The 24,090-nt window shown below is 69.9% G+C and carries 21 protein-coding genes and 1 other RNA gene; 12 read left to right on the top strand and 10 right to left on the bottom strand.

Features of this window, described 5'->3' with window-relative positions; all coding sequences use genetic code 11:
• Window positions 1-5 precede the first annotated feature (5 nt).
• A complete protein-coding gene (locus tag ACFHYQ_RS10380) occupies window positions 6-254 on the bottom strand; it encodes a hypothetical protein (protein WP_394300897.1) in 249 nt (82 codons plus the stop codon).
• A gap of 79 nt (window positions 255-333) precedes the next feature.
• Complete coding sequence (locus ACFHYQ_RS10375; RefSeq protein WP_394300896.1) at window positions 334-945, bottom strand: DJ-1/PfpI family protein; 612 nt, start codon at window positions 943-945, stop codon at window positions 334-336.
• 158 nt (window positions 946-1,103) lie between these two features.
• On the opposite strand from ACFHYQ_RS10375, the gene ACFHYQ_RS10370 reads away from it, so the two are divergent.
• Window positions 1,104-1,346 (top strand): type II toxin-antitoxin system Phd/YefM family antitoxin, encoded by a 243-nt coding sequence (locus tag ACFHYQ_RS10370; protein WP_394300895.1) that lies wholly within the window; start codon window positions 1,104-1,106, stop codon window positions 1,344-1,346.
• Entirely contained in the window at window positions 1,346-1,720 is a 375-nt protein-coding gene (locus ACFHYQ_RS10365; protein ID WP_394300894.1) for a type II toxin-antitoxin system VapC family toxin, read from the top strand. Before ACFHYQ_RS10370 ends, ACFHYQ_RS10365 begins: the two co-directional genes overlap by 1 nt.
• Before the next feature lie 244 nt (window positions 1,721-1,964).
• Here the strand turns inward: ACFHYQ_RS10365 and rnpB are convergent.
• From rnpB to ACFHYQ_RS10345, 4 genes are all read right to left on the bottom strand, one after another.
• Window positions 1,965-2,357, bottom strand: an RNA gene (rnpB, locus tag ACFHYQ_RS10360) — RNase P RNA component class A.
• A gap of 26 nt (window positions 2,358-2,383) precedes the next feature.
• Window positions 2,384-3,580 carry a bifunctional RNase H/acid phosphatase gene (locus tag ACFHYQ_RS10355; protein WP_394300902.1) on the bottom strand — a complete coding sequence of 399 codons (1,197 nt, stop codon included), beginning with the start codon at window positions 3,578-3,580 and terminating at the stop codon, window positions 2,384-2,386.
• A 5-nt stretch (window positions 3,581-3,585) separates the two neighbouring features.
• Window positions 3,586-4,326, bottom strand: a complete 741-nt coding sequence (locus tag ACFHYQ_RS10350; protein ID WP_394300901.1) for a zinc ribbon domain-containing protein — start codon at window positions 4,324-4,326, stop codon at window positions 3,586-3,588.
• Window positions 4,323-5,183, bottom strand: a complete 861-nt coding sequence (locus ACFHYQ_RS10345; protein ID WP_394300900.1) for a Nif3-like dinuclear metal center hexameric protein — start codon at window positions 5,181-5,183, stop codon at window positions 4,323-4,325. Before ACFHYQ_RS10345 ends, ACFHYQ_RS10350 begins: the two co-directional genes overlap by 4 nt.
• Window positions 5,184-5,280: 97 nt before the next feature.
• Between ACFHYQ_RS10345 and ACFHYQ_RS10340 the strand changes: the two genes are divergently transcribed.
• Together ACFHYQ_RS10340 and ACFHYQ_RS10335 are read left to right on the top strand one after the other, a co-directional pair.
• The gene (locus tag ACFHYQ_RS10340; protein WP_394300893.1) at window positions 5,281-6,387 is read left to right on the top strand and encodes a M20/M25/M40 family metallo-hydrolase; all 1,107 of its coding nucleotides are present in this window, start codon (window positions 5,281-5,283) and stop codon (window positions 6,385-6,387) included.
• Window positions 6,388-6,453: 66 nt separating this feature from the next.
• A complete protein-coding gene (locus ACFHYQ_RS10335; RefSeq protein ID WP_394300892.1) occupies window positions 6,454-7,821 on the top strand; it encodes a sensor histidine kinase in 1,368 nt (455 codons plus the stop codon).
• A gap of 13 nt (window positions 7,822-7,834) precedes the next feature.
• On the opposite strand, the gene ACFHYQ_RS10330 is transcribed toward ACFHYQ_RS10335, so the two are convergent.
• Together ACFHYQ_RS10330 and ACFHYQ_RS10325 are read right to left on the bottom strand one after the other, a co-directional pair.
• Entirely contained in the window at window positions 7,835-9,442 is a 1,608-nt protein-coding gene (locus ACFHYQ_RS10330; protein WP_394300891.1) for a 5-guanidino-2-oxopentanoate decarboxylase, read from the bottom strand.
• Between the two features lie 73 nt (window positions 9,443-9,515).
• The gene (locus ACFHYQ_RS10325) at window positions 9,516-10,574 is read right to left on the bottom strand and encodes a 2-hydroxyacid dehydrogenase (RefSeq protein ID WP_394300890.1); all 1,059 of its coding nucleotides are present in this window, start codon (window positions 10,572-10,574) and stop codon (window positions 9,516-9,518) included.
• Between the two features lie 216 nt (window positions 10,575-10,790).
• On the opposite strand from ACFHYQ_RS10325, the gene ACFHYQ_RS10320 reads away from it, so the two are divergent.
• From ACFHYQ_RS10320 to ACFHYQ_RS10300, 5 genes are read left to right on the top strand one after another with little or no spacing between them, the layout of a single operon-like run.
• Window positions 10,791-12,626 (top strand): SCO2524 family protein, encoded by a 1,836-nt coding sequence (locus tag ACFHYQ_RS10320; protein WP_394300889.1) that lies wholly within the window; start codon window positions 10,791-10,793, stop codon window positions 12,624-12,626.
• Window positions 12,627-13,541, top strand: a complete 915-nt coding sequence (locus ACFHYQ_RS10315) for an SCO2523 family variant P-loop protein (RefSeq protein ID WP_394300888.1) — start codon at window positions 12,627-12,629, stop codon at window positions 13,539-13,541.
• Between the two features lie 5 nt (window positions 13,542-13,546).
• On the top strand, window positions 13,547-14,479 hold the full coding sequence (locus tag ACFHYQ_RS10310) for an SCO2522 family protein (protein WP_394300899.1): 933 nt from the start codon (window positions 13,547-13,549) through the stop codon (window positions 14,477-14,479).
• Between the two features lie 13 nt (window positions 14,480-14,492).
• Window positions 14,493-15,518 (top strand): SCO2521 family protein, encoded by a 1,026-nt coding sequence (locus ACFHYQ_RS10305; RefSeq protein WP_394300887.1) that lies wholly within the window; start codon window positions 14,493-14,495, stop codon window positions 15,516-15,518.
• Window positions 15,519-16,475, top strand: a complete 957-nt coding sequence (locus ACFHYQ_RS10300) for a hypothetical protein (RefSeq protein WP_394300886.1) — start codon at window positions 15,519-15,521, stop codon at window positions 16,473-16,475.
• On the opposite strand, the gene ACFHYQ_RS10295 is transcribed toward ACFHYQ_RS10300, so the two are convergent.
• Window positions 16,438-17,634 (bottom strand): NAD(P)/FAD-dependent oxidoreductase, encoded by a 1,197-nt coding sequence (locus ACFHYQ_RS10295; protein WP_394300885.1) that lies wholly within the window; start codon window positions 17,632-17,634, stop codon window positions 16,438-16,440. The genes ACFHYQ_RS10300 and ACFHYQ_RS10295 overlap by 38 nt on opposite strands.
• Before the next feature lie 104 nt (window positions 17,635-17,738).
• On the opposite strand from ACFHYQ_RS10295, the gene ACFHYQ_RS10290 reads away from it, so the two are divergent.
• Together ACFHYQ_RS10290 and ACFHYQ_RS10285 are read left to right on the top strand one after the other, a co-directional pair.
• Window positions 17,739-18,506 (top strand): substrate-binding domain-containing protein, encoded by a 768-nt coding sequence (locus ACFHYQ_RS10290; protein WP_394300884.1) that lies wholly within the window; start codon window positions 17,739-17,741, stop codon window positions 18,504-18,506.
• Window positions 18,507-18,561: 55 nt separating this feature from the next.
• Complete coding sequence (locus tag ACFHYQ_RS10285; RefSeq protein WP_394300883.1) at window positions 18,562-20,499, top strand: alpha/beta fold hydrolase; 1,938 nt, start codon at window positions 18,562-18,564, stop codon at window positions 20,497-20,499.
• A gap of 302 nt (window positions 20,500-20,801) precedes the next feature.
• On the opposite strand, the gene ACFHYQ_RS10280 is transcribed toward ACFHYQ_RS10285, so the two are convergent.
• The gene (locus tag ACFHYQ_RS10280) at window positions 20,802-21,044 is read right to left on the bottom strand and encodes a type II toxin-antitoxin system VapB family antitoxin (protein ID WP_394300882.1); all 243 of its coding nucleotides are present in this window, start codon (window positions 21,042-21,044) and stop codon (window positions 20,802-20,804) included.
• A 239-nt stretch (window positions 21,045-21,283) separates the two neighbouring features.
• Between ACFHYQ_RS10280 and ACFHYQ_RS10275 the strand changes: the two genes are divergently transcribed.
• Window positions 21,284-23,917, top strand: coding sequence for a chitinase C-terminal domain-containing protein (locus ACFHYQ_RS10275; RefSeq protein ID WP_394300881.1), 2,634 nt, complete (start codon window positions 21,284-21,286; stop codon window positions 23,915-23,917).
• The last annotated feature ends 173 nt before the right edge of the window (window positions 23,918-24,090 follow it).

The raw sequence follows: 24,090 nt of genomic DNA, 5'->3' as shown, positions 1-24,090 counted from the left end.
AGCGGTCAGATCGACGCCGGGCCAGCGGCCATCACGCTCTGCGCACCGGCTGGTTGTTTACCCCGCATCGTATAGCTCTCCCCCGGCTCGTCTCGCGTGATGCGGAGAGCCCAGTCAGCCGCGACATGGACCCGGACGGTCGCCTCCTCCAGATGGAGCCAGACATGCAGCAGTTCGCGGACATCGGACTCATGAGTGAACAGGGCCGCAGTAACCGCGACCAGGCGCTGACGTTCCAGACTGGAAAGATCCATTACCCCACTATCTCCCGCACCGGTCCGCGTCGGCTCCGCGATCCACGGCTAATCAAGTGCTGCAGCGGCTTTGGGGGCGTCAGCGAATTCCCTTGGCAAGAAGGTCCTTGGCATCCTGCGATGCCTTGGCTGGGGATCCGGCGTCGAAGGGCGGCTGCGGGTCGTACTCGATGGCGAGCTGAATGGCCTCAGCCGTGGTCTGATCGGTGATGCGGGCTGCCAGTGCGAGCGCCATGTCTATTCCAGAGGAAACTCCGGCAGCGGTCACGATCTTTCCCTGAAACACTACGCGCTCGGCCGTGTAGCCGGCCCCGAAGGACTCCAGCACCTCCACAGCGCCCCAATGGGTGGTCGCCGAGAGTCCGGCGAGCAGCCCGGCCGCCCCCAGCAGCAGCGATCCGGTGCACACCGAGGTTGTCCAGGTGCTTCCTTCGTCCATTCGACGGATCCAGCCGAGGAGTTCGTCATCGTCCAGCAGCGCCCGGGCTCCCGGACCTCCCGGGACGAGCAGTACGTCACAGGAGTCGACCTCGGTAAAGGCCGCATCGGCGGTAAGCGCCAGGGACTTGGGGGCATCCCGAACAGTGCCCGGCCTCGTAGCCACGAACACGATCTCGGCCTCTGGGAGGAATTTGAGTACCTCGTACGGGCCAACGACGTCCAGGGCCGTGAACCGGTCGAACAGCGGCATAGCGATACGCACAGCGTTTACCTTCGGTCGTACTGAACACGGCGGTGATCTCGGGGGTGGCTACAGCAGGTGCGGGTCAGCCCACGATTCTGGCTGACGAGGGACCGCTGCGCTAGTCTTAGTCCAGCGCTTAGTCCACCTCGATCTGTGAGGCAGCCGTGGAAGCAGCCAGGCAGTACAACGTTCATGAGGCCAAGACCCACTTCTCGCGGATCCTGGAGCAGGTGGCGACCGGCGAGGAAGTCGTGATCTGCAGGGCCGGCGAACCGGTCGCCAAGGTGGTGCCGCTACGGCCCAAGGTCGAGCGCACTGGTCGTGGCTCCTTGCGGGGGCAGATCCACATTCCCGACGACTTCGACGAGTTGCCTGACGACATCGCCGACGCCTTCGGGATGCGCTGATGCGACTGCTTCTGGACACGCACGTCATCCTGTGGTGGCTGGCCGACTCCCCGGAACTGTCCGGAGAGGTCAAGGATCTCCTCGACACGGAGCCGGCGGTGTACGTCAGCGCCGTGTCGCCATGGGAGATCGCGATCAAGCAGTCCATCGGCAAGCTGCCGGGGCCCGAGGACCTGGCGGAGCGGGTGCGTGACAGCCAGTTCTCCGGGCTTCCGATCACGGCAAGTCACGGCGTGCGGGCAGGGCGGCTGCCGCAACATCACCGGGACCCCTTCGACCGGTTGCTCATCGCTCAGGCACAGACGGAGGGGCTCACCCTGGTGACGCGTGACAAGTGGATTCCGCACTATGACGTGCAGATCATGGCCGTATGACAGCCACAACACGTTGTTCTCTCCCGCAGCGGAGAAGGCAAGGGCGCACTCGCGCGGCCGGCGGCTACGACGTCCACCAGGAGGAGACGCCGCCACCATTGCCGCCGTCGTTTGGCCGCGATCGGCGAAGCTGGGTGGCCCCCGAAAGCTGCCCCAGCGTGTCGAACAATGTTCTCGCTCAGGCGGAACAGCAACGGAACGGGGCGCCAAATGACGAAATATGTGCAAGTCAGAGGGGTGAGGGCGGACGAGTCGGCCTGTAGGCCGGGTTCTGTGATCAGCTGTCGCTGACCGGCGGCCATCCATCTAGGGCCGTCGTTGCCGACGGCCTCGTGCGGTCTACCCGCGCGGCTCGGGCGGGCCGCCCTCGAACGTCGCGCGCGGGGCGTTCCGGAGAACACCCCTTCTTGACCTTGCTCCGGGTGGGGTTTACCGAGCCGCCCACGTCACCGTGGGCGCTGGTGGTCTCTTACACCACCCTTTCACCCTTACCCCCTGCGAACAGGGGGCGGTCTGCTTTCTGTGGCACTTTCCCGCGGGTCGCCCCGGGTCGGCGTTACCGACCACCCTGCCCTGTGGAGCCCGGACCTTCCTCGGCAGGATCCGAAGATCCTGACGCGGCCGCCCGGCCGACTCGTCTGCCGTACCGTCTAGCCTAGCGGCCTACCGGAGGTGGGCGGTGTCGTTCAGGGTTCGTACGACGGCCGGGCCGTCGGCGTAGTAGTCGATCGCCGACAGGCAGGCCAGGTCGAGATGCATCCGGTACAGCGCCTCCGGCGGGGCGTTCAGCGCGAAACGGACGAGCAGTTTGATCGGTGTCACGTGGGAGACCACGAGGACGCGTCGGCTCTCGTACGCCTTGACGATCCGCTCCCTCGCCCGATCCACCCGGCGGGCGGCGGCCGCGAAGCTCTCCCCGTCCGGCGGGGCCACGTCCGGGTCGGCCAGCCACGCCGCGAGCTGGTCGGGCCACCGCTGCTGGACCTCCGCGAACGTGTGCCCCTCCCACACGCCGAAGTCGGTCTCGCGCAGGTCCTCGTCCACCTCCACCGTCAGACCGGTCTGTACGGCGACCGCCTCAGCCGTCTGCCTGGCACGCTTCAGCGGCGAACTCACGATCACGTCGATCTCGTACGGCTCGCGCGACAGACGCGCGGCCACGGCCTCCGCCTGGGCCATGCCGGCCGGGGTGAGCAGGGGGTCGCCGAGTCCGGAGAACCGCTTCTCGATCGACAGCGGCGTCTGACCGTGTCGCAGCAGCAGCAAGGAGGCGGGTGTCCGGGCGGGAGCAGGCATCCAGCCAGGCCCCCGCCGGAGGTCCTTCGCGGGGGCCGGGCCGGCGTCCACGTTCGGGGGTTCGGCCGCGGGGCTCAGGACCTCCGGGCCGCCGGGTGCGGGCTCGGAGGAGACGGTCTTCGCCTGCCAGGTCTCGCCCCGGGCCGCCGCGTCCATGGCCTCGTTGGCCAGCCGGTCGGCGTGGCTGTTGCGCTCACGCGGGATCCACCGCCACGTCACCCGGAAGCTCCCGGCCAGGGCGGCCGCCTCGGCGGCGAGCGGCCGCAGACCCTCGTGCTTGACCTTCCAGCGGCCGGCCATCTGCTCGATGACCAGCTTGGAGTCCATCCGCACCTCGACCTGCTCGCCCTCGGCGCCGAGATCGTGCAGGGCCCGCAGGCCGGCGATCAGGCCGCGGTATTCGGCCACATTGTTGGTAGCGGTCCCGATCGACTCGGCGACCTCCGCGAGCACCCGTCCCGCCGCGTCTCTGACCACCGCGCCGAATCCGGCGGGTCCGGGGTTTCCCCGCGACCCTCCGTCGGCCTCGACGACGAACCTCGCGCCGACCGTCTCGCCGACCATGGCCGTCACAGGCCGGACTCGGCCGTGCGGACCAGGATCCTGCGGCACTCCTCGCAGCGGACCACCTCGTCGCGGGCGGCGGCCCGGATGCGGTTCAGGTCGGCGATCGACAGGCTGGTACGGCAGCCGAGACACCGGCCGCCGTGCAGCATCGCGGCCCCGATGCCCGACTGTTCGCGCAGCTTCTCGTACAGCGCGAGTACGTCGGCGGGGATGTCGGCCGCGATCGGCGGCCGCCTGTTCCGCAGCTCAGCGGCCTCCTTGTCGATCTCCGCCAGGGCGGCGTCGCGCCGGTCCTCGGCCGCGCGCAGCTCGGCGGTCACCTTGTCACGCTCCGACTTGAACGTGGCTACCTGGGCCTCGGCCGCCTCCCGGCGTTCCATTATCTCCAGCACCACCTCTTCCAGGTCTCCCTGGCGGCGGCGCAGTGACGCGATCTCCGACTGCAGGCTCGCCAGGTCCTTGGGCGAGGAGATCTGCCCGGAGTCGAGGCGCTTTTGGTCGCGCTCGGCCCGGGTCCGTACGGTGTCCACGTCCGACTCGGCCTTCGCCTGGTCGCGGGCGAGGTCACCGGCGTCGGTCTCGGCGGCGATGACCCGGGTCGCGAGCGCGGCGAGCTGCTTGGACAGGTCGTCGATCTCGGCGAGCTCGGGCAGGGACCGGCGGCGGTGCCTGAGCCGGTCGAGACCCGCGTCGATCTCCGCCAGGTCGAGCAGTCGCTTCTGTGCTTCCGGTGCGGCCTTCATCCCCATCCCTCAAATGCTCGGGGGTCCAAGTCTGTGGTCGTCGCCGTCCACGCGTCCGTGACGGTGTCGGAGACACGCGCCTCAACAGTAATGCCCTTGTTCTCCATTGCCGACGTCAGCCGCCGGGCGGCGTCGGCGAGCCATGGCCATTCGGTGGCCCAGTGGGCGGCGTCGATCAAGGCCGGACCGTCGGCGGCCTCCATGTGTTCACTCGCGGGGTGGTGCCGCAGGTCGGCGGTGAGGAAGACGTCGGCCCCGGCGGCCCGGGCCGTGCCCAGCAGGGAGTCTCCCGATCCGCCGCAGACCGCCACCGTCCGCACCATCCGCTCCAGGTCTCCCGCCACGCGTGGCGGCCCCGCCGTACGGGGCAGCCCGGCGGCGGCCCGTAGGGCGAACTCGCGCAGCGGAACGGGTGCCGGGAGCCTGCCGACCCGGCCGAGTCCCCGCCGGGGATCGTCGGCGGACGGCTGGAGGGGGCGTAGCTCGGATGTGAGGCCGACCGCGCGGGCGAGCGCGTCGGACACGCCGGGGTCGGCGACGTCGGCGTTGGTGTGCGCGGTGTGGAGGGCGCCGCCGCCGCGGATCAGGCGGTGGACGACCCGGCCCTTGAAGGTGGTGGCCGCGACGCTCGTGGTGCCGCGCAGGTACAGCGGATGGTGTGTGACGACCAGGTCGGCTCCCCAGTCGAGTGCCTCGTCGACCACCACCGCCACCGGGTCCACCGCGAACAGGACCTTCCGTACGGGCTGGTCCGGGTCGCCGCAGACGAGCCCGACCGCGTCCCAGGGCTCGGCCCAGGCGGGGTCGTACATCGCCTCCATCTCCGCGACGACCTCGGCGAGAGTGCAGGAGATCATTGCCACCCGCGCACACTATCGCGCGGCGCGTCCCGGAGTGTGGAGCCGGGTACCGTCCCTGTGACGACACCTCTGCGGACAAGGACGGGCCCATAGGGTGAACCTGGACGCGATGCTGGCCGACCTCGAGGAGCTGGTGCTCTGCGAGTCGTACTCCTCCGACCATGCCGCACTCGCCCGCAGCGCCCGGGTGGTGGCCGAGCAGGGGCGCCGGCTGCTGGGAGCCGAGCCGGAGACGATCGTGATCGGGGGCGTGCCGCACCTGCGCTGGACGTTCGGCAGGCCTCGGGTGCTGCTGCTCGGCCATCACGACACCGTCTGGCCGATCGGCTCGCTCCGCGACCACCCGTGGTCGGTGCGCGACGGAGTGGCGCGAGGGCCCGGCGTATTCGACATGAAGGCCGGGCTCGTGCAGCTCTTCCACGCGGTCGCCGCGCTGCCGTCCCGCGACGGGTTGACCGTGCTGGTCGTGGGCGACGAGGAGCTCGGCTCGCCGACGTCCCGGCCGCTCACCGAGAAGATCGCGGCGGGCTGCGCGGCGACGTTCGTGCTGGAGGCCAGCGCCGACGGCGGCGCGCTCAAGACCGCGCGCAAGGGCATCTCACGCTACGAGCTCACTGTGTACGGCAGGGCCGCCCACGCGGGCCTCGAACCCGAACTGGGTGCCAACGCCGGCGTCGAGTTGGCCCACCAGATCCTGGCGATCACCGATATCGCGGCGCGGATCCGGTCGTCCTCCGAGGCGGGCATGGTGTCGGTGACGCCGACCATGCTGTCGGCCGGGACCAGCACGAACACGGTGCCCGCGCTGGGCCGGGTCGCGATCGACGTACGGGTGCCGGACGTGGCCGCCCAGGCGCGCGTCGACGAGCTGATGCGCGAGCTGACCCCCCGCGTCCCGGGCACTCGCCTGGAGCTGCGTGGGGGTCCGGGCCGTCCGCCCCTCGACCCGGAGTCCTCGGCCGACCTGTTCAAAGCGGCCGTCCGGATCGCCGAGGAACTCGGTATCGGGCCGCTGCGCGGGGCGACGGTGGGCGGCGGCTCCGACGGCTGCTTCACCGCGGGGGCCGGCTGCCCGACGCTGGACGGTTTGGGCGCGGTCGGCGGAGGCGCGCACGCGGCCGGGGAGCACGTGATCGTGGCGGAGATGCCGGCCAGGGCCCGGCTGGTCTCGGAGCTGGTCCGGAGGTTTGTCCAGTTTTAAAGCGGGATCTCCCTGGATTGGCGACAGGTTGACCTAATGTGATCATCTGGTCACCGGGGGGATCGGGTGAGATTGTGGCAAGGCCGGTCCGTCAGGACTCGCCTGACGGTCATCGCGAGCGTGGTGATGGGGCTGATGTGCGTCGCCGCGTCGGTGGCCGTGCTGTTCACCGTACGCGTAACCGCACAGACGTACACGACCCATGCGATCGTGGACACGGCCGAGCGGCTGGGCTACGCGGCCGCGCACGAGCGGTTGCCGCCGGTGATGCTGGACGAGGCGGTGGCGGGCGTGCAGGTGATCGACCCCAGAGGCCGGATCGCGTCGACGACGGCGGGCATCGCCGGGCGGCCGAGGATGGCCGATTTCCAGCCGGACGGGTCCGGCACGCAGGCGCGGCGGGACGAGTGCCGGTCGCCCGCCTTCCCCGGCAGATGCGTGACCGTCGCGGCGTTCCGCATCCCGCGACGGGACGGCGTGTGGACGGTCTACGCGGCTGACTACGACGTGCCCTGGCACGTCGACAACCGGCTGCTGACCACGCTCGTCTGCATCACGTCGGCGCTGACGGCCCTCACCGCCTTCGGCATGTACCAGACCGTGCGCAGAGCCCTCGCCCCCGTCGGCGCCATCACCGAGAAGCTCGCCATGATCTCCTCCACCGACCTGAGCCGGCGCGTGCCGGTGTCGAAGTTCCGGGACGAGCTGCGGCGGCTGGCCGAGGCCGCCAACCAGACCCTCGCCCGGGCGGAGCTCGCGGTCGAACAGCAGCGGAGATTCGCCTCCGACGTGTCCCACGACCTGCGCAGCCCGCTGACGGCGATGCGCGCCGAGATCGAAGGGGCGATGCTGCACCCCGACGACGCCGACTGGCGCGCCACCGGCGAGGCCCTGCTGGACAGCCTCGACCGGCTGCAGGCCATGGTCGCCGACCTCCTCCATCTCGCCAGGCTGGACGCCGGGGCGACCCGGCCGACGCTGGAACGCATCGACCTGGCCGAGCTCGCCGCGCGGGAGCTGGACCGCCGCCCGCGCAAGGTGGAGGTGGTACGGGAGCCGGCGACCGGCGTGATCGTGATCGGGGACCGGCTGAGTCTGACCCGGCTGCTGGGCAACCTGCTCGACAACGGCGAGCGCCATGCCGAGTCCATGCTGCGGGTCGCCGTCCGCGTCGAGGATCCGGACGCGGTCCTGGAGGTGCAGGACGACGGGTCCGGCATTCCCCCGGAATACCGGGAGGTGGTGTTCCAGCGCTTCACCCGGCTGGACCAGGCGCGCAAGAAGGATGCCGGCGGCAGCGGTCTCGGCCTGTCGATCGCCCGCCAGATCGCCCAGGCTCACAACGGCACCCTGACCATCGAGGACAGCGAGGTCGGCGCCCGCTTCGTCCTGCGGCTGCCGCTGGCGCCCTCCGGACAGGCCGCCGCCGATTAGCGGCCGCCTGGCCTCACCCATCCTCCGGCAGGGCGATCACCGTCGGGAGCGGAGCCCCGAGCGCCTCGATGACGGCGCCCTCGAGCTCGTCCGGCGTTCTGACGGCCCGCCCCAGCGCCCCATAGGCCCGCGCGAGCGCCGGGAGGTCCGGCCCGTGCAGGTCGACGGCCACGGGGGTCGTGCCCTGCCTGGCCATCTCCTCCCTGATCTCCCCGAAGCCGCCGTTGACCGACACCACGATGGGCAGGTTGAGCCCCAGCTCCACGGCGGTGGCCAGCTCCTGCACACTGAACTGGAACGCGCCGTCCCCGGCCAGGACCACGATCGGCCGGTCCGGCCTGCCCAGCTTGGCGCCGATCGCGGCCGGCAGCGCGAATCCCAGCGTGCCGAACCCGGTCGGGAACAGGAACCGGCCCGGCGGATCCACGGGGACGGCGAGCAGCGCCCCGTGATAGACGATCATCGAGTTGTCGCCGACGAGGATCGCCTCCGGCGGCAGGGCCCGGCGCAGCGCCGCCAGGTGTCCCGTCCACCGGCGGGTCAGCTCGCCCAGTTCCCGGTCGTGGCGAGGCCGGGGTACGGCTGCCGCGCCCGGCGGAGGAACGGGCTGCCGTTCTGCTCCGTCGAGCCGTTCGCTCAGACCTTCCAGGGCCAGCGCGGCGTCCGCCACGATCGCGACGTCCGCGACATGATCGCCGTACATCTGACCGGGGTCCACGTCCACCCGGATCAGGCTTCCGGTCAGGGCGAACTCGTCGTCCCAGAGATCGGCCGGGCCCAACTCGGTGCCGACGGCCAGCACGACGTCGCACCCGGCGAGCCAGTGCCGTACGGCTTCCAGGTGCAGCGTGGCCCCCAGCACCAGGTCATGGCTCTCCGGCACCGATCCCTTGCCGTTGACCGTCGTCACCACGGCGGCGCCCACCCGCTCGGCCAGGCGCATGGCCGTACGGCCCACGGGCGACTCGTCGTCACCCGGCCGCTGGACGCCGCCGCCGAGCACGAGCCCGGGGCGCCGCGCGTCGCCCAGCAGCCGCGCCGCCTCGTCCAGCGCGCCCGGATCGGGGACGCGGGGCATGATCCGGTACGGCGGGGCGATCCTGACGTCGTCCTCGGACTCGAGCAGGTCGACCGGGATCTCTATGTGGACCGGCCGGGGACGTCCTTCGGCGAAGCGGCCGAACGCGCGGGCCACGGCCGCCGGGATCTCCCGGACCGAGCTCACCCGGTGGCTCCACTCGCACAGCGCGTCGGCCGCGACCGACTGGTCCTTGCTCTCATGCAGGTAGCCGCGGCCGTGGCGGGGGTGGTCGCCGGGAACGCCCGGCGAGACGACCAGGACCGGCGAGGAGTCGGAGTAGGCCTGCGCCATGGCGGTGTAGGCGTTGACCAGCCCGGGGCCCGTCGTGGTGAGCACCACGCCCGGTCGGCCGGTCACTCTCGCATACCCGTCGGCCGCGTAGCCCGCACCTTGCTCGTGACGGGGCGTCACACATCGGATCCCCATCGGACCCAACTCACGGTAGATCGCGAGGTTGTGCGTGCCCGGGATGCCGAAGACGACGTCCACGCCGTGCAGCCGGAGTGCCTCGACGAGGATCCGGGCTCCGTTGGGCGTCATGATCCATCCGGGGGTCGGGGGAGGGCTTCACAATACGTTTGCCCTTCCCTGTAATCTCATACGCCTTTTGAAGTCAGGAATTTCCGTCGTGTTTTCCGACGGCGTACTCGTCGGCCCCCTTGGACAGCACGTTCTTGATGGAACCGACGGCCTGGCTCACCATGCGGTCCATGGCCTCCCGGGTGTGGGAGGCGATATGACCGGTGACGAGGAGCCGGTCACCGAAGTCACTCAGCAATTTGGCCGCGATCTCTGAATTCCGGTCGTAGAATCCATCGAAAACGGCCATGCCCACACGCTCCGCGCTCATGGCCTCATGCAGCGCGTGGGGGTCGACGACGGCCGGGCGTGCGGTGTTGATCAGAACCGCCCCGGGACGCAACCGCTTCAGGACGTCGAAGTCGATCATGAATCTGGTCTCCGCGGTGCAGGGGACCATGACGACGAGGATGTCGCTGCGGCCCGCCAGTTCGGGCAGGGGCAAGAAGGACAGGCCCAGCCGCTCCTCTACGTCTGGTTTCCGAGTGCGGCTGAAGTAGGCGACGTCGGTGTGGAACGCCCGCAGGACCTCCGCGATCCGGGTGCCGTTCGCACCCAGTCCGACGATGCCGACCCTGCGTGATCTCAGCTCGTGCGGCAGTTCTTCCGCGCTCCGCCAGCCGGGATATCGGTCGCCGAGAAACTGTCCGATATGCCGGTTGGCATTGATGATCTGACCGATGGTGAGCTCGGTCACCGAATCCGTCGCCGCACCCGGCGTGCTGGTGACGACGATCCCGAGCCCGTCCGCCGCCGCCACGTCTACGAAGTTCTCATAGCCCACACCCAGGAAAGCGACGACCTTGAGCGTCTCCCGCGCGCTCGCCAACGCCCTGGCCGTCGCCCGCTCCTCGCCCCCGTGCACGTAGGCCACCGCACCGCGCAGCCCGCGTATCAGCTCCTCCTCCGTCAGCGGCTGGATGGGCCTGTCCGGGATCCGCAGCCCATGCTCACGCAGCGACTCGAGCAGCGACATGTCGATGCCCGCCCCCGTGACCAGGATCGTCCCGTCCATCGCCGCCGTCTCTCCGACGAAGTCCCGCACCGCCACGAGATGGTCCGATATATCCCCGAACGCCGCTGTTTGGGACATTTAATCTCTCAGAAATTAGGCATTTATGTCGATTCTGCTCATCTGCATCTGTGTTAGCACGATGAGCAGGCAACGCGAAATCTCACCGGTCGTCCAGGCGACGGAGCAGCGTCCCAATGATATAAGGGTCGTGTAGCCCCTTGTACATCTTCCCGCCAGCCATCGAGTCATTGAACCGTGCGGAAAGGGTCCGACCGTACAGAAAGGCTCTCGTAGATGAAGTTTCAGCCGCGCCAGCAGCTCCTGGATGTCTGGGAGGCGGCCGCCCGAGCTTCGTACCGCGACGGAGTGTGGACGTGGGGCGGGCGAGACGGGTCGAACTCCATCGCGGACGCCGAGCAACTCCTGTGCTTTCTTTACCCGGCGGCGGAGCTGCCGGGCTTCCGGCTCGACACGCCGGACGAGACCGCCGACGACGTCCTGGCCGCGCTGGCCCGGCTGGGCGACTCCGTCGAGATCCCGAAGCTGCTCCTGCAGGTGATCGGTCAGTACCTGCGAAAGTACACGGCGGACGACGGGCGGCCGATCTTCTCGGGCGGAAGCTATTTCCGCGCCGCCGCCCCCGACGTCAAGCCCGCCCCCGAGCAGCTCCAGCTCGACATGGTCGACTCCTTCTCCATGTCGGTCACGCTCGCGCTGGCCACGCTCGGCTTCCTGAAAGTCTTCCGGCAGAGCGTGCGAAGGCAGTCGCTGCGCACCGAGATCCGGGAACTGGAGGAGCTCGCGAGCAAGCGGCTGACCGCCGCCATGGTGGGCATGCTGCGCAGCTTCACGGTCAACGCCTTCGATCCCGGCTCACCCGCAGGCCGCGCGCTGGTGCGGACCGTCAACCAGGCGGGGGCCCCGGACCGCCGGGTGCTCGACGATCTGCGGCGTGAGCTGCGTCCGGTACGGGCGGGACTGCGAGACCTCACGATCGGATCCGGTAGCCAGGTCGACCTCGACAACGAGAACCTGCTGTTCGAATGCGGATGGACCTGGGGCATCGTGAAGGACTCCCCCGAGGTCGCCACCCCGCACGACATCGGCCCGCAGCCCAAGGGCGTGGCGGAGGAGACGCCCTTCCTCTACTTCACGGTGAACGCCCTCGTCGGCATCGCCGACCTGTTCTCCGAGCGCACCCGCGTGCTCGGCCTGCTCAACGACCCCCAGCAGACCCTCGCGCAGGCCATCCAGCGCCGCTGGGACCTCACCCAGATCTACTGGCGGACGATCGCCATGTACGGCCGGGGCGACTGGCCGCTGCAGGACATCCCGTGGAAGACGACGGATGAGAAGGAGTCGGAATACTACAGCCTCGGCGTCACCGCGATGGTGGTGCAGAGCCTCGTCAACAGCCGGGCGGCCGACGTCGACCTCGGCCGGGTCGCGGACGTGCTGGAGGAGCTGGCCGTGCGGGCCAGGATCATCCGCAGGGCGGTGCCCGGGGACCCTTCGGTCTCCATGCACTCCCCCGGAGTCGCGATCAACATGCGCGGCGCGGAGGATCTCGGCCCGAACCTGATCTGGGTCGTCTCCGACTTCGCGATCACGCTGCTCAAGCGGACGATCTGGGCCGCGTCGATCGTGCAGAACACCCACACCAAAGAGAAGCTGCTCGGGCTCGCCGACCAGATCTGGCGGCACGTTTCGGCTCGCCGGTGCACGAGCGGCCGGGCACGCGGGCTGTGGGACCAGCCGGGCAACGTGTTCGCCGGACTCGACGCGCATTCGGAGGAACCGTCGTGGTATTTCAGCGAACGGGTCGTCGAGTTCCTCGTGGCGGCGACCCAGGCCAGGAGCGATCCGCCGCTGCGCAACCCCCGGCTCGTCGAGATGGCGTACGAGATGCTCGGCGAGGCCGAGCACCTGCTGGATCAGGAGCTGGTCCTACGGCCGCTGACGGCCGGGCAGACGATCCAGCCCAAGCTGCGCGGCATTCAGGCCGCGCTCCAGCGGGCCAGGGCGATCACCGACGAGCGGCCCGCGACGGCCCAGGCCCTGATCTACGACGCCCTGCTCGACCTCGAGCGGCTGGCCGCCGCCCGCGACAACGCGGCGGAGGCCATCTAGATGCTGGTTTTCGCGATCTCCGACAAGGGCGGGACGGGGCGCTCGGTCACGAGCACGAACATCGCCTATCGGCACGCCCTCCAGGGCGACGACGCCTGTTACCTGGACTTCGACTTCGGCTCCCCGACGGCCGGCGCGATCTTCAGCGTGAGTTCGGTGGCACGCGGCACCCGCGCCGGCGGACTGCACGAGTACCTGCGGGGCGAGCTCACCGAACCGCAGCGCATCGACGTGTGGGCGGAGTCCGACAGGGAGGGGCTGCGGGTCAAGCCCCCCGGCGCGGGGCGGCTCGTGCTGCTCCCGGGCAGCGAGGGCGGGGGCGAGCTGTCCACGGTGGACGACGAGATGGCGAACAGGTGCGTTCAGCTCTTCAGCCGGCTGGAGGAGGAGTTCGATCTGTGCGTGGTGGACGTGAGCGCGGGGCGCTCGTTCACCGCCGAGATGATCCTGCAGGCCACGGTACGGCTGCCCGCGGTGCCGTTCCGCTGGCTGGTCTACCACCGCTGGACGCGTCAGCACATCATCGCGGCCGACGGCCTCGTCAACGGAGCCGACGGGCTGCTCGACGTCGGTGCCCGGTTCGGGCACGACCCGGAGGTCCTGCGTGAGCGGATCCGCTTCGTCCGCACGGCGGTGCTCGAATCCGAGGCGGCCGAACTCGTGGGCCTGCGCGACGAACAGCGGGCCTGGCTGAGCGCCTACGACGGCGAACTGCGCGAGCTCGCCGGCCGCCACGGCGTCGGCCGTACGGCGATGCTCGGCAAGGTTCCGCTCGACCCGATCCTGCAGTGGCGCGAGCAGCTCATCTCCGACGAGGACGTGCTGGCCACCAAGATCGCTAATGCGGAGACGGTCGCCGCGTTCGAGGAGCTGGCCAAAAAGATCATGGACGACAGCGCGTGGGAGGGACTGTGACGCCGATGAACGCGATGTTCGGCGAGGTCACCGCGGAGCGGCGGATCGCCGCCGCACCCCTGTCCCATGTGTCCATCGAGCTCGGGCACCTCTACATGGAGGACTTCGAGGCCGGCCCCGACCGGCTGCGCCGGATGTTCCGCCGGGTCGCCCCCTGGGCCGGCGCCGTCCGGTCGACCTGGGAGGAGCAGGTGCCCGGGCGGCGGGCGCGAGTCAGCACGTGCTTCCTCATCGATGACTACTTCAGCCGGTTCAGCTCCCCCGCGGAACTGGTGCCGATGGTTCTCGAGGCGGCGGCGGAAAGCGACCTGACCATCGACTACCTCGCACGGGAGTCGGCCTGCGCCGAGCCGGCCGGACTGGTCGAGGATCGGCTCGTCGACGACCCGCCACCGGGCGCCAACGGTTCGCGTCCGCCCGTCAAGGAGACGGGCTGGCTCTGCAACGGCATGCGTTCCCCGCAGGCGGGAGCCGTACAGGCCATGGGCAGGGCGCAGCGGTGGGCGCCGCCGGCCCAGAACGCCAAACGCGGGCACTCGATCTTCGTGGACGTGGAGTTGTGGGATGAGACCGGATCACACCGCACCTGGTCGTGTCCGTTCCTGGCGGCCGTCTGGCAGCTCCTGCGGCTCGGGCTACTGCGCGACGGGGGCCGGCTGCCGTTACGACCGGCGCTCCGGCCGCAGGCCTGGCCCACTGACTGGGATGCGCTGTCCCCCATCATCCAGTTGGGCGATCAGGCTCCACCGTTCACCGCCTACACCACCATGTCCGTCCTGTCCCCCCGGTTCCTGCCCGTCGAACTGGCCGTGCGCACGATCCTCAGCCAGGTCGCGGTGGACGCCGAGGTCCTGGGGCAGGTGGCCGGCCGTAGTGAGGGCGAGGGCATCCGGCTGGAGGAAGAGCTCGTCGACCGCATCTCCTACGTATTCGTTTAGGGAAGCGCATTCGATGCTGGTCATGGGGGAAGTCCACACAGGACTGCTGCAGAACTCGGGGGAGGTCGCCGCGTCCACCTGCCAGCGGCTTCTCGGGTTGCTCGCGGGACAGACGGTACGGGTCTCCCGCCGTCCGATCGTCCACGCGGTGTCACCAGACCGGCTGACCGGAGTGGACTGCCGCCTTCCCTCCGCATCCCAGTCGCGGGTCAGAGGCGTCGGGACGGTGCTGACTCGATGCTCGATCACCGGTGGCCGGGTGGTCCAGGGCTCGTCCTATGTCCGGATCGTGCGCGCCGCCGTCGACCGCCGCCTGCCGTGGTCGCACTATCTGGCCCGTCCGGGGGTGATGGAGGTGCTCGGGAAGGCGAAGCCCCGGGACCTCGCCGACGGGTTCACCGATGAACTCCCCGGCGACCGCCTGAGCGGCGCGTCTGCTGACCGGACCCGCCCGGACCCTGCTCGCGCGGACCCTGCTCGCGGGGACCGGGGCTCGGGCTGGTCGGGCTCGGCTCCCCTCGATCTCGGCGCGATCAGCGGCAGGTTCGTGGACCTGGTCCAGTCGTCGCCGCTGCTCGATCGCAGAGCCCCTTTCAAGATCCCGCGGACCCGCCTGCGCTGGGTGGCGGAGATCGCGCCCGAAAGCGGCGCCCCGGCCATGCGCTTCACCCTCCACAACGATCAGTTGCGCACACTGCGCCTGGTCCATGACGGGGAGTTCACGCCCGCCGTCGCCGAGCTGTGCGAGGACCTGGCACTGCACGACTGGCTGCTGACGACGCTGCTGGTGATCGTCGAACGGGCACTGACCGGCGGCGCGCCGGGGCCGGAGGCGGTCGCCAAGCTGACCCCGGCCGTCGACCACCTCCTGCACCTGTGGATGCCCGCCGCACGGGTCGACGAGACGCTCACCCCGCTGTGGGAGGGCCTGGAGCGATACCCCGGGTTCACCCGGCAATGGCAGTCGCTGGTGGACCGCATCCGCGACCAGATCTCGGTCAACATGCTGACCCTCCTCATCAGAAAAGGCGGGTGGTAGATGACGGCTCCGGACGGATCCCGAGCGAACCGCGAGTTGATTCCGCGCACCCTTCGCAAGTTCCTCATCACGGCGGCCGTCGGCGTTCCCACGTACTTCCTGACCGACGACGACGGCCCCTTCATCGGCACCGGCGAGCCGCGCAAAGCGTGGGGCATCATCCTCACGGTCTTCATCAGTGCCGTGGTCTTCGTGGTGCAGTACCTCATCGAGGTCGACAGGCAACTGGAGACGCTGCGCGAGGAGGTCGGGTCGGGCCTGTCGCGGATCAACGAGGCGACCGAGCTGTTCGGGCTGGTGGAGGAGTCGGCGGTACAGGCCGACGTGGTCACCCAGCTCGTCCGCAACGCGACGCGGGTCGACAAGGAGATGCCCACCCTGGTCCAGGCCTTCGCCCAGTGGGAGATCGCGAGGATCTCCACGCTCCTGCGGGAGCTCGGGGAGGGCAATGTCATCTACGAGGGAGAGGATCGGGACTGGCTGCTCGGCCTGACCCACAACACGCAGCACAGCCTGGACGCGCTCAGCCTCAACGTCGTGGACCAGGGGCCGAGCGAGTTCGACGGAGGGTTCTGGACCACCGACGCGGGTCAGCGATATCTGGACGCGCAGCGCGACCGCATCCGGGAAGGAGTCCGGATCCGCCGGATCTTCTTCGTCGACAGCTCGGAACGCCTGGGCACGGAGATATTCCGGCGGATCTGCAAGATGCACTCGGAGATCGGCGTCCAGGTGCGCATCCTCACGCCCGAGCAGCTCGCGAGCCCGCTGGGGCTGTTCGACTTCATCGTCTTCGACGAGGTGCTCAGCTACGAGGTGACCCCCTCCGCTCCACAGGTGGGCGAGATCACCACCCACACGTTCGTGCACACGTTGCTGGTGCTGGAGCCGCCCAGGGTGCGGCAGCGGATCGAACGATTCAAGGAGCTGTGGGAGATGGCGTCTCCCCCGGCATGACGGGGACGAACTCCCGGTCGGGGCGGCACACACCCAGCAGCTTCCGCGTCCCGTCGTCGGCGTTCCCGTTGAGGACGGCCGAGACCAGCTCGGCGGTGACGGGGGCGAGCGTGATGCCCAGCCCGCTGTGGCCGGTGGCGGCGAGCACGCGCTCGCCGGTGTAACCGATGATCGGGATGTGGTCGGTGCTGCCCGGCCGCAGCCCGGCCCAGCTCCGCTCGATCGGCCAGGTCGCGGCCTGCGGCATCACGGCGCTCACCCCGCGCAGGATCTCCTCGCGGGCACGGACGGTGACCGTCACGTCTCCCACGTGGGGCTCGTAGGTGACGCCCATCGCGACCCTGCCGTCGCGCCTGGGCACCAGGTACGGGTAGCCCTCGAAGTCGCCGTCCCTGATCTCCGCGAAGATGTGGTGGCGCAGCGGATAGCCGGCTCCTCCGGGGGGACGGGTGTCGAAGGCCTCGCCCTTGATGGGATAGAGATGCCGGCGGTGGTCGGGCAGGAATCCGCCGCTGAGGCAGCCGGCCGCGACGATCACCGTGCCGGCCGAGACTCGGGTGCCGTCGTCGAGGCGCACCTCGGCGGAGCCGGGCAGCTCCGCCAGGTGCTCGGCCCGTACGCCGGTCCGGACGCGGATCGCCGCGGCCATGCCGTCGAGCGCCCCGCACAGGGCGCCCATCAGCTCACGTGGGTCGAGTGCGAGCTCGTCCGGCAGCAGGAACCCGCCGACGACCGCCTCACTCAGCATCGGCTCCAGCTCTCTGGCCTCGGCCCCGGTGAGCTGTTCGACGGGGAACGGCGACTCCCGCCACCTCGGCAGGACCTGGTTCTTCAGGCGATCCATCTCCGCGTCGTCGACCGCGACCTGCAGGTCGCCCCCTTCGAGCAGGGAGACCGTCACACCGGAGATCTCGGCGATCTCGGCCACCCAGTCCGGATACAGATCCCGGCTGCGCTTGATCACATCACTCAGCGGCCCCAGGCAGGAGGGCTCGGTCTGGGTGAGGATGCCGCCCATCGCGGCGTTGGAGGCGCCCTGGCCCAGGCGCGTCTCCGCCTCGATGAGGAGGACGGTCCGGCCCTCTGAGCCGAGCCGGTGGGCGATCGCGCATCCGATCACGCCGCCACCGATGATCGCGACATCGCAGGTTTCAAGCACGCGTGACTCCCAATGCTCCGCCGGACCCCCCCATTCGAAAGTAGGCGAGGCCGGGACGTTCCAAAAGGTCACACAGGAGTGGCCTGAGGGGAAGGGTATCTCCCATGAGCGCCGCACCGGTGGATCTCCGCGCCATTCAGGCGGAGCCGTCGCAGCCGCGGCGACGGACCGGTCCGGGACGCGACTGGCTGGAGCGGATCGCGGCGCGGCGCACGGACGGTGTGATCATCGTGACCTCGCGTCTGTCGGTGCGACAGCAGGGGCAGCTCAGCGCGAGATCGATCCCGTTCGTGGTGGTCGACCCCGAGGGTGAGCCGCCGCCGGGGGCCGCCTCGGTGGGGGCGACGAACTGGCACGGGGGCCTGGCCGCCACCCGGCACCTCCTCGATCTCGGCCACACCCGCATCGGCATGATCGGGGGGCCGCCCGACATGCTGTGCAGCCGGGCCAGAATCGACGGCTACCGGGCCGCCCTGGAGACCGCCGGGGTCGCCGTCGACCCCGCCCTGATCAAGCACGGCGACTTCCTGGTCAACTCGGGCCACGACTACGGGCACGAACTGCTCTCGCTCGACGACCCGCCGACGGCGATCTTCGCGGGCAGCGACCTGCAGGCGTTCGGCGTGTTCGAGGCGGCGCGCCAGCGCGGCCTGCGGGTGCCGGAGGACCTCAGCGTGGTCGGCTTCGACGACCTGCCGCTGTCGAGTTCGGCCTGGCCGCCGCTGACCACCGTGCGGCAGCCGCTCCAGGAGATGGCGGCGCTCGCCGCCCGCATGGTGCTGGCGATGGGCCGCGGCGAGGGCGCGGAGGCGCGCCGGGTCGAGCTCGCCACCGACCTGGTGATCCGCGAGAGCACCGCACCGCCGCGGTGATATTCGCGCTAAGGTTTCTGCCGATATCGCCGGGTTCGCGGGACGGGGCTGACGGTTGCGCAGTTGGCATGGGGCGGCCGTCACGGCCCTGGTGACGGCCCTGGTGACGGCCCTGGTGACGGCCTTCGTACTGACCTTCCTCGGTGTCCCGGCGACGGCCCAGGCCATCGACGCACCGGCCGGCGTAGAGGAGCGGCCGTGCCCGGTCGCGATGCCGTCGGGCACGACCTGCGGGTTCCTCCTCGCCCCCGAGCGGCGTGACGTGCCGAACAGCAGGACGATCAAGGTGGGGTTCGCCGTCCGCCGTGCGACGACCCCCGCCGACGGCTCCGAAGATCCCGTCGTCTTCACCGGCGGCGGCCCCGGCTCGCCATCGTCACCGCTCACCGGGTTGCTCACCGGCATGTTCCCGGACCGTGACGTGGTGGTGATCGAGCAGCGCGGCAGCCGTTACTCCGAGCCCCGGCTGAGCTGCCCCGAGATCGCCCGGGGCATGGTGGCGACGCTGACGGCGCCCCCCAAGGACAGGCCCAACGACACGCCGAAAGACACGCCCGAAGAAACCGGCAAGGCCGGAGACGGGGCAGCCACCGAGATTCATCCGGGGATCCTCGATGAGGCCGAGGCCTGTCTGGTCCGCCTCCAGCGCGAGGGGGTCGACCTTCGCGGCTACCGCACCGCCGAAATCGCCGGCGACGTCGTGGATCTGCGCCGGGCGCTGGGCTATCAGCGGTGGAACCTGTTCGGCGTGGGCTACTCCACCCGTCCGACGCTCCAAGCCGCCGCGCTGGACCCGGACGGCACACGGGCGGTGGTGCTCGACTCGTTCCAGCCTGCCGAGGCCAAGTGGTACGACGACGCCGCACCCAACCTCGCGGCGACCATCGCCAAGTTGGGCGGCACGGCGCGTTTCGCGGCGATGGTGACCCGGTTCAACGCCGCCCCGGCCGTCTTCGACACCCGTGACCCGATCAGCGACAGGCGGATCTCCTTACGGCTGACCGGCGACGACGTGGCGACGCTCGTCGAGGAGGCACTCCACGACGCCGACCTCGTCCCGATCGTCCCCGCCCTGGTCGACGGGCTGGCCGACGGCCGTACCGGTCTGCTCCGCCCGCTCGTGGACCGCATGAGTGGGAGGCTGACCTCACGTGACTGGGGGCTCTACTATGCCGTCCGGTGCCAGGACGAGGCGCCGTTCAACGACTTCCCCGGCGACGCCCGGCCCCGGCTGTCCGCCGTCGTGGCCGACGCCGCCGTGTGCGGGGCATGGCGGCTGCCCCCGTCGCGGAACGGCTGGGCACAGCAGGACGCGGCCGCACAGGTCGCCGCGCCGGTCCTCGTCGTCGGCGGGCAACTCGACCCGGCCGCCCCTCCCGAGTCAGCAGGCAGGGCCGCCGCCGCGCTCTCCGGCGCCCGCTTCGCGGAGTTCGCCGGCGTCGGCCACGCCGTGTTCCTGTCGAGCGACTGCGGCCGCCGTACGATCGCCGCGTTCTTCGACGATCCCGCGTCGACGGGTGCGGCGGCCTGCGAGCCCGGGAAGGCGCCCCGTCCGCTGGTGCGGCCGGGGGACGTGCTGCTGACGCCGTCGGCCTATCAGGCGACCGTGACACCGGCGCTGCTCGCGCCGGGCGTCGTGTTCGTGATCGTGGCGGCCGTGCAGTTGCTCGCCGGACTGGTCGCTCTGGTCCGGAGGGCCGCCGGAAACACGACCCGGCGGCGCGGCACACCGGCCGCGTTGCCGGTGCTCGCCGGACTGGCCGGGGTCGCGTTCGGCGGCCTGTCCGCGCTGAATGTGTCCGGCCGGGCCGAGCCGGCCATGCTCGCCATCGGGGTGCCGCCGACGATCGCGTGGTACGGCCTGCTCATCGTCGTGGCCACCGTGCTGTCCGGCATCGAGGCCTTCCGGCTGCACGCCAGGGCCGTACGGATCGTCCCCGTCCTGACGGGACTGGCCTGTCTCGCCTGGTTCTACGGCTGGCTGCTCGCCTGAGCCAATTCCTGGAAACGTCTCTCATCTCCCCTGAAACTTTCAGGCTCGGCCGCTTCGCCCCTTCCCGAGGGGATTACGTGTCCCCAGCCACGCCTCGATCTGTGTCAGCGCTTGATCCAGCGTACTGGGCGGAGCATATATGCGGGGATGGGTCACGACAGAGAAGAACTCGTGCAGGCAGGGCCAGGGGATCGCCCAGGGGGACCGCCCTTCGGCGAGCCCCCGAACCCGAGAGGCCGCCCTGTCATGAAACGGACTGTCGCGGCGGTGAGCGTATACCAGGATGTTGGTGTCGACAGCGATCACAGACGGTCCCCGTAAGCGAGCGCGCGGATCTCCTCCCACGATGCGAGGCCCATGCCCGGCTGAAGGCCCTCGCCGTCCACGGACGCGTCCGTCAGCTTGAAAGAAGCACGCCCGGACCTGAGTGACAGTACAGACCGGAGCCCTTCTTCGATCAGCGCCTTCAATGTGGTGCCCTCATGCCGAGCCATCTCACGCGCCTCCTGGAGCAGGACGTCTGCGATGTCGACCGTCGTCTTCATACTGGTGACCATACCCAGGGACCCATACTCCCACATCGGATCACCTTCTGTCACGCTCACTTTACTCTCCGTCGATTATTCTGAGAGCAGGGTCAGGCGAAGCTTAAGAAGCAATTAACAGGAAACTTTATTAATAGAACCCATTGACTGCCCTGCTCCAGCGGGATTAGTTTCCGGGTCAAGCCCCTGGCGGCCGGGGTGTTCGTACGACTTGGCACTTCGCCTATGGAGGTGGCCCTGTGCTGAAGGGCAATGCCGTGCGCCTGCGCGCGGCGTCGGGAGCGGCCTTACTCGCCCTCCTCACGGGAGTGGCGGCCGGCTTCGCCGCGGTCGGCGGCGCGACCGGCGCGGTCGCGGCGGTCGACAACGAGAGTTGCCGCCCCGACGGCCTCTACCGGACCCCCGATGTGGACGTTCCGTACTGCCTCACCTACGACGGGGAGGGGCGGGAGAAGATGGGCGCGGACCACGCGCGCCGCATCATCGGATACTTCACCGGCTGGCGCGACGGCGGCAACGGGCAGACCCGTTACCTGGCGAGCGACATCCCCTGGGGCAAGGTCACCCACATCAACTACGCGTTCGCCCACGTGGGATCGGACAACAAGATCTCCGTGGGCTCGAACCGCCCGGAGAACGCGGCAATCGGCATGACCTGGCCGGGCGTGGCCGGGGCCGAGATGGACCCGGCCTACTCCTACAAGGGCCACTTCAACCTGCTCAGCAAGTTCAAGAAGCAGTACCCGAACACCAAGACGCTGGTCAGCGTCGGCGGCTGGGCGGAGACCGGCGGCTACTTCGACGACTCCGGCAAGCGGCAGGCCAGCGGCGGTTTCTACACGATGACCGCGAACCAGGCGAGCATCGACACGTTCGCCGACTCCGTCGTGTCATTCCTTCGGACGTACGGCTTCAACGGCGTCGACATCGACTACGAGTACGCGACGTCGAACAAGGACGCGGGCAACCCCCTCGACTGGCCGATCGCCAACGGCAAGCGCGGCACCCTCATGAAGGGCTACGTCGCGCTGATGAAGACGCTGCGCGAGAAGCTGGACCGCGCCTCCGCCGCCGACGGCAAGTACTACATGCTCACCGTCGCCGCGCCCGCCTCCGGCTGGCTGCTGCGCGGCATGGAGACCTACCAGGTCACGCAGTACCTCGACTACCTCAACATCATGTCGTACGACCTGCACGGCGCCTGGAACCAGTACGTCGGCCCCAACGCCTCCCTGTACGACGACGGCAAGGACGGCGAGCTCGCCGCCGGCGGGGTCTACGGGGCCGGGCAGTACGGCGGCATCGGCTACCTCAACACCGACTGGGCCTACCACTACTTCCGCGGGGCGATGCAGCCGGGCCGGATCAACATCGGCCTGCCGTACTACACACGCGGGTTCAAGAACGTCAACGGCGGCACCAACGGCCTGTGGGGCACGGCCCCCGGCACCACCTGCCCGGCCGGTTCCGGCCTGACCAGCTGCGGTGACGGCGCGGTCGGCATCGACAACCTCTGGCACGACCTCGACGACAACGGCAAGGAGTCCCCCGCCGGCTCCAACCCGATGTGGCACGCCAAGAACCTGGAGAAGGGCATCCTCGGCGACTACCTGGCCTCCTACGGCCTCGGGGACGCCACCCTGACCGGCACCTACACCCGCAACTACAGCTCGACGCTCACCGCCCCCTGGCTGTGGAACTCCACCAAGAGGGTGTTCCTGTCCACCGAGGACGAGCAGTCGGTCGGCGCCAAGGCCGACTACGTGATCGCCAAGGGCCTCGGCGGCACCATGATCTGGGAGCTCGCCGGCGACTACGGCTGGGACGCCGCCAAGGGACAGTACGAGCCCGGCACGACGCTGACCACGCTCATGTACGACAAGTTCAAGACGGCCACGCCATACACGAACGTGCGGGCGACCACCGCGATCCCGGCCCAGAAGCTGGACCTCTCGGTCGAGTTCCGGGACTTCGCGCTCGGCGACAACAACTACCCGATCAACCCGAAGATCCACATCACCAACAAGTCGTCGATGACCCTGCCGGGCGGCACGGAGTTCCAGTTCGACTACGCGAGCTCGGCTCCGGGCACCGCCTCCGACCAGTCCGGTTTCGGGATGACGGTGATCCGCAAGGACCACAACGCGCCCAACAACGTCGGCGGTCTCAAGGGCGACTACAACCGGGTGTCGTTCAAGCTCCCGAGCTGGCAGACGCTCGCGCCGGGCGGCTCGGTTGACCTCGCCTTCGTGTACCAGCTGCCGACCTCGACCCCGTCGAACTGGACGGTCACCTTCGGCGGCAACTCCTACGGCATCCTCCAGGACCTCGCCCGCGGCGGCACCGTCGCCTCGCCGTCGCCGTCCCCGTCGAGCTCGCCGGGAGGACCGTCCCCGTCGCCGTCCGGGACCCCCTGCGCGGCCGCCCCCTGGTCCGCCACGACCGTCTACAACGGCGGCAACCAGGTCTCCCACAACGGCCACACCTGGCGGGCCAAGTGGTGGACCCAGGGCGAGACCCCGGGCACGGCGGGAGTCTGGGAGGACATGGGCACCTGCGGGAACGACAACCCCTCCCCCAGCCCCTCACCGAGCGCCAGCCCGAGCCCGTCGCCCAGCCCGAGCGCGAGCCCGTCGCCCAGCCCCTCACCCAGCCCGAGCCCGTCGCCCAGCCCGAGCGCGAGCCCGTCGCCCAGCCCCTCGCCGAGCCCGAGCTCGCCCGGCGGCGGCAACCCCGCCTGGAAGGCCGGCACGAGCTACACCGCGGGGGCCAAGGTGAGCTACGGCGGCTCGAACTACCAGTGCCTCCAGTCGCACACGGCACTCACCGGGTGGGAGCCGCCGAACGTGGCGGCGCTGTGGAAGAAGTTGTGACCCGAGGCCCCGGCCCCGAGGTCGCGATCTGAGACGTGGTCGGGCGGTGCGTAAGACCCCCCAGCCGCCCGGCCCACAAACCTCCGGACCGCGCGAGACCGGTGACACTCTCGCGGTCCGGAGCCCAACCGCCGCCCGGCGGTCCCAGCCAGGGACCGCCGGGCGCCCCCATA

It is taken from the genome of Sphaerimonospora cavernae, from assembly GCF_042435035.1.
GTDB lineage: Bacteria > Actinomycetota > Actinomycetes > Streptosporangiales > Streptosporangiaceae > Sphaerimonospora > Sphaerimonospora cavernae.
This window is presented reverse-complemented; position numbering and strand designations above follow the sequence as displayed.